The following is a 6,794-nucleotide window of genomic DNA, read 5'->3' on the forward strand; positions in this document are numbered from 1 at the left end:
CAGGACGCAGGCTACCGCCTGGATCTTGTACTCATCGGTGAAGTGTCGTCGGGTCGAGCCCATTGCTACCGCCTACTTTCAGGTCAGGCAGCCAATCCGAGTGTCCACCGAATCGGGAACGGTCCACATCAAGGCGGCGGTACCGATGCTGACGCTGGCCCAGCTGGCCAGCAACGGCTCGCGGGTGTGGCTGAACCGCCGGCAACTGCGCTGGGCGCTCATCGGCTGGTTCGCCGTCGGGGCAGTGCCGCTGGCGCTGGCCGGCGGGCTGCTGCTGGCCCGAGCACCACTGGAGGCGCTGCAGCGACTGCTGGGCGTCTTCCTGCTGGCGATGGTGCTGTGGCGAAGGATGCGTCCGCACCCGCGCCCGCCTGCTGACCGGTCTTTCATCCTCATCGGCGCAGGATCGGGGGTGGGGTCGGCGTTGCTGGGGTCGGTCGGTCCGCTGACCGCCCCGTTCTTCCTGGCCTACGGGTTGACGCGGGCAGCGTACGTGGGCACCGAAGCTGCCGGTGCGCTGACCCTCCACCTGACCAAGCTGGCCGCTTACGGGGCCGGGGACCTGCTGACGCCGGCGGTGCTGGCCTACGGCGTGGCCTTGACCCCGGCGACGCTGCTGGGGGCGTGGATGGGTAAGCGGATCGTTGGGCGCATCAGCGAACGCGTCTTCGTGGTCCTTATCGAGATCGGTCTGGTGGCCGCCGCGATCCTGTTCCTGTTGGGGGCGTGAAAGCGGCAGTCCTGACAGTGTCGTCCAGGAACCCAAGCTTCACGGCATGACGGACACCTGCATGATCGCGCGCCGGTCGTGCTCGCGAAGTCCAAGCGGTATAGGTAAGCAGCTGACGGTCAAGAGCCGAGGAAGTGTCACCACCGAGACCGTTGGGGGTGTCACCGATGTTCTGATGCAGAACTGTCACCGATGTCCTGAGACATAACACTCGCCGAACGGGTGCTGTTCGAGTAATATCGAACACGTGATCGACGCCGCCCAGCACGCCACCCAGGACGCCTTGACGCGCCTGGCCACCGCGCTGGACGACCTCCTGTCGGCACCGTTGGGAACCCTCGACCGCGACGCCGTCGAGGGTGCGGTGCGGACCGCGTACTCCCTCGGCAACCGCCTGGACGCGGCCAAGCTGCGCCTCCTCCGCCGGGCGCTGGACCACCACCGACGGCACCGTCACCGACCTCCTCGCCACGTCGCCGGTGAACCTGGCCCGCACCCAGGCCCGCCGCGACGTGGCCGCGGCCGGTCACACCGACCCCGACGTCCCCTGGGACGGGCGGGTCGGCGGCCTGCACGGCGACCGCGGATCCCTGGCCCGCCTCGGCGGGCAGCTCTCCGCCGGGGCCACCACCCTGGCCCACGTCCACGCCGCGGTCTCCGCCCTGGCCTCGATCCCCACCCCGCTGCGCCGCGGCTCCGTCACCCTGCAGGTCCGCACCGAGGCCGGCGAGGTGGTGCGGACCCGGCAGCGCCGCGCGGACCTGCTCGACGCGTTCTTCGCCCACACCACCGGCACCCGGCCCCTCGGGACGACCCGCCAGCTCATCGACGACGTGCTCACCACGGTGGACCCCGACCGGGCCGACCGGCACGCACGCGACCTCGAACCGGACTCCACCAGCCGCCGCGCCCTCACCTTCACCCGCCGGTACGGGATGCTGCGCATGACCGTCGACCTCGACGAGCACGCCGCCGTCATCGTCCGCGCCGCCGTCGACACCGCCTCACGGCCGGAGCCGAACGGTGACGACGGGGCAGCACCGGACACCCGTTCCACCACCCAGCGCCGCCACGACGGACTCCTCGACCTCCTGACCACCGGCGCCCACCACCCCGCCAGCGCGGTCGACCCCGTCGTCGCGCACAAGGCCACCGTGGTCCTGCGCGCCACCCTGGGCCAGGACGGCACCGTGGACACCACCACCGTCACGGCGGACGGGCACGGGCCCGTCGGCCGCGCCACGGTCCTCGCCACCACCTGCGACGCCGACCTGTCCGTGGCGGTGATGGACCGCCTGGGCCGGCCCCGCTCCCTGCACACCCTGGACCGGCACGCCAGCACCGCCCAACGCCTCCTCGTCGCCGAACGCGACCGCGGGTGCACCGCACCGGGGTGCGGGGCACCGGCCTGGGCCTGCCACCACCACCACGTCGTCCACTGGGCCGACGGCGGGCCCACCAGCGTGGACAACCTCGTCCTGCTCTGCGGACGGCACCACCGGTCCCTGCACTCGGGGCGGCTGGAAGCCAGGTTCGCCGAGGACGGCCTCCCCGAGACCCGCACCCTGCACCGCGACCCGGGCGGGCTCACCGCACCGGGGCCGTGGACGCGGAACGACCACCCCGGACTCCTCCAGGCGGCCCGGAACCTTACCCACGCCCTGCACCGCGACGCCCCACCCGAACGTACCGCCGGCAGCGTCATCGGCTGATCGGGCGAACCGACTGCAGTCGGGACGGTGACCGGTCGAGGCAAACCCGTGAGCACCATCGGACAACTGCTGCGTCGAACCACCGGCGCGCTGGTCACGCTGCTGCCCCAGGGCCGGTTGCTGCCCGACGAGGTGTGGCACCGACGCCACCGCGCGATCGTGCGCGTCGCGGCGCTGCAGGCCCTGGGCCTGCTGGTCTTCGGGGCGTTCCAGGGCGACTCGCCGGGGACGGTGCTCGCCGGTGCGCTCCTCGTCGTGGCGCCCCTGGCCGTGGCGCTGCCCACCGGGTACTCCCGCAAGCTGCGGTCGGCGGGGTCCTCGGCGAGCCTGTTCACCGCCTCCACCGTCCTCGTGCAGTTCTGGGACGGGCAGACCGAGGCGCACTTCCACTTCTTCGTGATGATCGGCCTGGTGGCGCTCTACCAGGACTGGGTGCCCTTCTCGATCGGGCTGGGCATCGTCGTCGTCCACCACGGGCTGCTCGGCACGCTGGCACCCCGGTTCGTCTACAGCCACCACTCGGCGATGGAGCACCCGTGGCGGTGGATGGCCGTCCACGCGGCGTTCGTCCTGGCCGCCAGCGTCACCCACCTCGCCTCCTGGCGCCTCAACGAGCAGCAGGGGTTGCGCGACCCGCTGACGGGCCTGGCCAACCGCACCTTCCTGCAGGAGTTCCTCACCCGCGCCGTGTCCCGGCGCGAGGACGTCGGCGTCCTGTTCGTCGACCTCGACGACTTCAAGGACGTCAACGACTCCCGCGGGCACGCCGCCGGGGACCAGCTGCTCCTCGCCGTCACGCAACGGCTGCGCGCGTGCGTGCGCGGCGGTGACCTGCTCGCCCGCCTCGGCGGGGACGAGTTCGCCGTCGTCATCCGCGGCGGCGAGGCGGCTGCGCGCCGCGTCGGCGAGCGGTTCCTGACCGGCCTGACCCAGCCCGTCCTGCTCGACGGTCAGCAGGTGCACGTCCACGCCAGCCTCGGCACCGCCGACACCTCCACCCTGTGCCGGCAGCGCAGCGACCTGGACTCGGCCGCCGAACTCCTGCGCAACGCCGACCTGGCGATGTACTGGGCCAAGTCCAGCGGCAAGAACCGCCTCGTCGCCTACACCGAGGGGATGTCCGCCGCCGCCCAGGACAAGGCGGCCCTGCGCGACGACCTCGGCCGGGCGCTGGCGGAGGGGCAGTTCGAGGTCTTCTACCAGGCGACCGTCGACTACCGGCGCCACGCCGAGGGTTCCACCTCGGGCGGGCAGGCCGCGCGGGCCAAGGGGTACGAGGCACTGCTGCGCTGGCGCCACCCCGAGCGCGGCACGGTCTCCCCCCTCGACTTCGTCCCGCTGGCCGAGGCGAGCGGGCAGATCCTCCCCATCGGCGCCTGGGTCCTGCGCACGGCGACGCGCCAGGCCGCGGCCTGGACGGCCGAACGCGGGTACCCCGTGGGGGTGGCCGTGAACCTGTCGCCCGTCCAGCTCGCCGACGACGACATCCTCACCGTGGTGCGCGAGGCGTTGCGCGACAGCGGCCTGCGTCCGCACCAGCTGACGCTGGAGGTCACCGAGAGCGTGCTGGTCAGCGACCTCGACGCCGTGTCGGCCCGCCTGGCGCAGCTGCGCGCGGCCGGCGTCCTCATCGCCATCGACGACTTCGGCACGGGCTACTCCAGCCTGTCGTACCTGCGCCGGCTGCCGGTGGACACCGTCAAGATCGACCGGTCGTTCGTCAGCGACCTCGCCTCGGGCGGATCGGCGACCCTGCTCGTCGCCTCCATCATCGAACTGGCCCGCAGCCTCGGGCTCGACGTCGTCGCCGAGGGCGTGGAGACCGAGCAGCAGGCCGAGGTGCTGCGCGAGCTGAGCTGCACCTACGCCCAGGGGTACCTCTACGCCAGGCCGCAACCGGCTCAGGAGGTCTCGGCGGAACTCCCCGTCGAGGTCTGCGCAGCCGTCCCCGCCGAGGTCCCCGCGATGGTCGCCGAGCCCAGCACCCTCGTCCCCCGGTAGAGCGCGACCGTCTGACCGGGGGCGACGCCGGTCAGGGGTGTCCGCAACGTCACCGAGATCCCCTCCCCCGCGGGTTCGACGACGGCCGGCACGGCCTCGCCGTGGGCGCGCACCTGCACGTGCACCTCCACCGGCCCCGAGGGCGGGGGGCAGGTCCAGACGGGGTCCACGGCGTGCATCCCCGTCACGGCCAGCCGCTCGGCCGGGCCCACGGTGACCGTGCGGCGGACCGGTTCGATGCTCAGCACGTACCGGGGACGGCCGTCGGGGGCGGGCCGGGAGATCCCCAGGCCCTTGCGCTGGCCCACGGTGAACCCGTACGTGCCGGTGTGGGCGCCGAGGACCTCACCGGACTCGTCGACGACCTCGCCGGGCACCTCCCCCAGCTTGTCGGCCAGGAATCCGCGGGTGTCGCCGTCGGGGATGAAGCAGATGTCGTGGCTGTCGGGCTTGTCCGCCACCGGCAGCCCGCGGCGGTGCGCCTCCGCGCGGACCTCCGCCTTCGTCGGGGCGTCCCCGAGGGGGAACATCGCGTGCGCGACCTGGTCGGCGTCGAGGACGGCCAGGACGTAGGACTGGTCCTTGGCCTCGTCGGCGGCGCGGTGCAGTTCGGCGGTGCCGTCCGGGCCGGTGCGCACCTGGGCGTAGTGGCCGGTGGCGACGGCGTCGAAGCCCAGGGCGATGCCCTTGTCCAGCAGCGCGGCGAACTTGATGCGCTCGTTGCAGCGCACGCACGGGTTCGGGGTGCGGCCCGCGGCGTACTCGGCGACGAAGTCCTCCACGACGTCCTCGACGAAGTCCTCCGACAGGTCCCACACGTAGAACGGGATGCCCAGCAGGTCCGCCGCGCGCCGGGCGTCGAGGGAGTCCTCGATCGTGCAGCACCCCCGCGAGCCCGTCCGCAGCGTCCCGGGGTCGCGGTTGAGGGCCATGTGGACGCCGACGACGTCGTGACCGGCCTCGACGGCCCGCGCCGCGGCCACGGCCGAGTCCACGCCCCCGCTCATCGCAGCCAGGACGCGCATCAGGAACCCCCCGCCAGGACCGGCCGGCGCCGGTGGGCACGGCCCGCGCGGGACCCGCTGGCCCGCCGCGCCCGCTCCACGGCCGGGGCCAGGGCGGCCACCGCCGCGTCGACGTCGGCCTCGGTGGACGTCCACCCCAGGGAGAACCGCAGCGCCCCCGCCGCCTGCACCGGCGTCAGGCCCATCGCCAGCAGGACGTGGCTGGGCTGCGGGACCCCGGCCTGGCAGGCCGAGCCCGTCGAGCACTCGACCCCGGCCGCGTCCAGCAGGTAGGTCAGGGAGTCGCCCTCGCAGCCCTCGACGGTGACGTGGGCGTTGCCCGGCAGCCGTCCCGGGCCCGGCTCGGCGCCCCGCACGACGGCGCCGGGCACCTGCGACACCCCGGCCAGCAGGCGGTCGCGCAGGGCCGCCAGGCGCGGCGCCTCGCCCGGCAGCGCCGCGACGGCCGCGCGCAGGGCGGCGGCGGTGGCGCGCACCCCGGGGGCGTCGAGGGTGCCCGAGCGCACGCCCAGCTCCTGCCCGCCGCCCTGCTGCAGCGGTACGAGCGTCGTCCCCCGCCGGACCAGCAGCGCGCCGGTGCCGACCGGGCCGCCGAACTTGTGCGCCGACAGCGACAGCAGGTCCGCGCCGGAGGCGGTGAAGTCGACGGGCAGGTGCCCGACGGCCTGGACGGCGTCGGTGTGCAGCGGCACCCCGACCGCGTGGGCGCGCTCGGCGGCGGCCGCGACGGGCTGGACGGTGCCGACCTCGTTGTTGGCCCACATGAGCGAGACGAGGGCGACGTCGGTGCCGTCGGCGAGGACCGCGGCCAGCTCGGCGGGGTCCACCCGGCCCGTCGCGTCGACCCCGACCCAGCTCACGACGGCGTCCTCGCGCGCCTGCAGCCACTCCACGCAGTCCAGGACGGCGTGGTGCTCGGTCGCGGCCAGGACGATGCGGCGGCGCCGGGGGTCGGCGTCCCGGCGCGCGCGGTAGAGCCCGGTCAGGGCCAGGTTGTCGCTCTCGGTGCCCCCGGAGGTCCACACGACCTCCCCCGGGCGGGCGCCCAGCAGGTCCGCGAGCGCCTCGCGGCTCTCCTCCACCGCCACCCGGGCCCGGCGGCCGGCCGAGTGCAGGGACGAGGGGTTGCCCGCCCCCCGCGCGGTCTCGGCCACGTACGCCTGCAGGGCCTCGGGCCGCAGGGCGGTCGTCGAGGCGTGGTCCAGGTAGGCCCGGTGCTGCGCCGTCACGGCACCGAGTGTAAGGAACTGACAGACTGCGCCGGTGCCCGTCCCGATCCCCCCGACCCCACCCCCCCCCTCCACCCCCACCGCCCCCGGGCCCCCG

Annotated in this window: 5 protein-coding genes; 3 read left to right on the top strand and 2 right to left on the bottom strand. The window is 74.2% G+C overall.

Features of this window, described 5'->3' with window-relative positions:
• The first annotated feature begins 100 nt into the window (after positions 1–100).
• From AB2L27_RS19935 to AB2L27_RS19945, 3 genes are all read left to right on the top strand, one after another.
• Positions 101–730: a TSUP family transporter gene (locus tag AB2L27_RS19935; RefSeq protein ID WP_370443239.1), complete on the top strand. Its 630-nt coding sequence runs from the start codon at positions 101–103 to the stop codon at positions 728–730.
• Positions 731–1,209: 479 nt separating this feature from the next.
• Positions 1,210–2,442, top strand: coding sequence for an HNH endonuclease signature motif containing protein (locus AB2L27_RS19940; protein WP_370443240.1), 1,233 nt, complete (start codon positions 1,210–1,212; stop codon positions 2,440–2,442).
• 48 nt (positions 2,443–2,490) lie between these two features.
• Positions 2,491–4,443 carry a putative bifunctional diguanylate cyclase/phosphodiesterase gene (locus AB2L27_RS19945; protein ID WP_370443241.1) on the top strand — a complete coding sequence of 651 codons (1,953 nt, stop codon included), beginning with the start codon at positions 2,491–2,493 and terminating at the stop codon, positions 4,441–4,443.
• Here AB2L27_RS19945 and mnmA read toward each other — a convergent pair.
• Both mnmA and AB2L27_RS19955 read right to left on the bottom strand, forming a co-directional pair.
• A complete protein-coding gene (gene mnmA, locus AB2L27_RS19950) occupies positions 4,344–5,468 on the bottom strand; it encodes a tRNA 2-thiouridine(34) synthase MnmA (RefSeq protein WP_370443242.1) in 1,125 nt (374 codons plus the stop codon). The genes AB2L27_RS19945 and mnmA overlap by 100 nt on opposite strands.
• Complete coding sequence (locus AB2L27_RS19955) at positions 5,468–6,697, bottom strand: cysteine desulfurase family protein (RefSeq protein ID WP_370443243.1); 1,230 nt, start codon at positions 6,695–6,697, stop codon at positions 5,468–5,470. The genes mnmA and AB2L27_RS19955 overlap by 1 nt, the downstream gene beginning before the upstream one ends.
• Between the last annotated feature and the right edge of the window lie 97 nt (positions 6,698–6,794).

It is taken from the genome of Kineococcus halophytocola, from assembly GCF_041276425.1.
In the GTDB taxonomy this organism is placed as follows: domain Bacteria; phylum Actinomycetota; class Actinomycetes; order Actinomycetales; family Kineococcaceae; genus Kineococcus; species Kineococcus halophytocola.

Coding starts and splice junctions, on each gene's coding strand:
- mnmA (WP_370443242.1), bottom strand. CDS start 5,468: ATGCGCGTCCTGGCTGCGATGAGCGGGGGCGTGGACTCGGCCGTGGCC.